Below are 1,293 nucleotides of genomic sequence, written 5' to 3' on the forward strand. Positions count from 1 at the left end.
CGGCCGACGTTCCCGAAGAGCAGTCGTCGCTGATGGCCGCCACCCAACGCCCGATCGCGCAGGCAGCCCTGGCCGAGCCCTCGGGCGTAGCTTCATGGAAAACGCTGCCGTCCTACATGATCTACGGCACCGATGACCGAAATATCCCGGCAGCCGTCATGAGCTTCATGGCCAAGCGCGCGCACGCTGTGAAGACGGTCGTCATCGAGGGTGCTTCCCACGCGCTCATGGTCTCGCACCCCGACGAGGTCACCTCACTTATCGAGGACGCCGCATCGGCCAGCGAGTAGCTCGCCGGAAAGCCGACATTCGACCAACACCCGCAAATCAACACCCTCAACAAAGGAGATTGGAAATGAAGATCGTCGTCATCGGCGGAACCGGGCTGATCGGTTCCAAGACTGTGGAAAGACTGCGCAGGAAGGGACACGACGTGCTTGCGGCGTCACCGAATTCGGGAGTGAACACCGTCACCGGAGAAGGGCTGGCCGTCGCTCTTGCCGGGGCACAGGTCGTCGTCGATCTCGCGAACTCACCGTCATTCGAGGAAAAGGCCGCGCTCGAATTTTTCGCGGCATCCGGGCGTAATCTTCTTGCAGCCGAAGCGGTCGCCGGCGTCCGCCATCACGTCGCGCTGTCTGTGGTCGGCACCGACCGGCTGCAGGACATGGGGTATTTCCGCGGCAAACTGCTTCAGGAAAAGCTGATCAAGGAGTCCGCTATCCCCTACACGATCGTGCACGCCACACAGTTCTTCGAGTTCACCGCCGCCATCGCAAACACCGGCGCCGTAGGGGATACCGTCCACATGTCACCGGCGTACTTCCAACCAATGGCAGCCGACGACGTTGCCGATGCGATGGCGGACGTCGCCCTAGCAGCGCCAGTGAACGGCACGATCGAAATTGCCGGCCCCGATCGCGTTCGTATGAGCGAACTCGTCGGTCGCTTTCTAAAGGCCACCAACGATCCGCGCAAAATCGTCTCGGATCCTGGCGCTCTCTACTACGGTCAAGTGGCAATCGACGATCAAACGCTTGTCCCCGGCGAGAACGCGCGTATCGGCGCCGTCCACTTCGACGACTGGCTCAGCCGATACACGCCACCTGCGTAAGTACTGAACGCCGGTTTCGCGACCCATCAGACCAGCATTCCCTAGCTCTCATTCCAACAAGGATATCGGACATGATCAGGAAACTCCTCTGTGCAGCACTCGCCGCCGCATCCGTCACCGCAGCAATGGCCAAAGACGCGGACAGCGTGAAACTCGTCTACGACCACGCCCTTCCAAAT

General features: G+C 60.9%; 2 protein-coding genes. Both read left to right on the forward strand.

The features are described from left to right. A partial coding sequence (locus EOA22_RS33915; protein ID WP_164756197.1) for an alpha/beta hydrolase occupies positions 1-290 on the forward strand: 290 nt, incomplete at its 5' end. Between the two features lie 65 nt (positions 291-355). After that, positions 356-1,114 carry an SDR family oxidoreductase gene (locus EOA22_RS33920; RefSeq protein WP_063170646.1) on the forward strand — a complete coding sequence of 253 codons (759 nt, stop codon included), beginning with the start codon at positions 356-358 and terminating at the stop codon, positions 1,112-1,114. Positions 1,115-1,293: the final 179 nt, after the last annotated feature.

The sequence above is a fragment of the Mesorhizobium sp. M7A.F.Ca.US.014.04.1.1 genome, from assembly GCF_003998745.1.
GTDB classification, from domain to species: Bacteria; Pseudomonadota; Alphaproteobacteria; order Rhizobiales; family Rhizobiaceae; genus Mesorhizobium; species Mesorhizobium ciceri.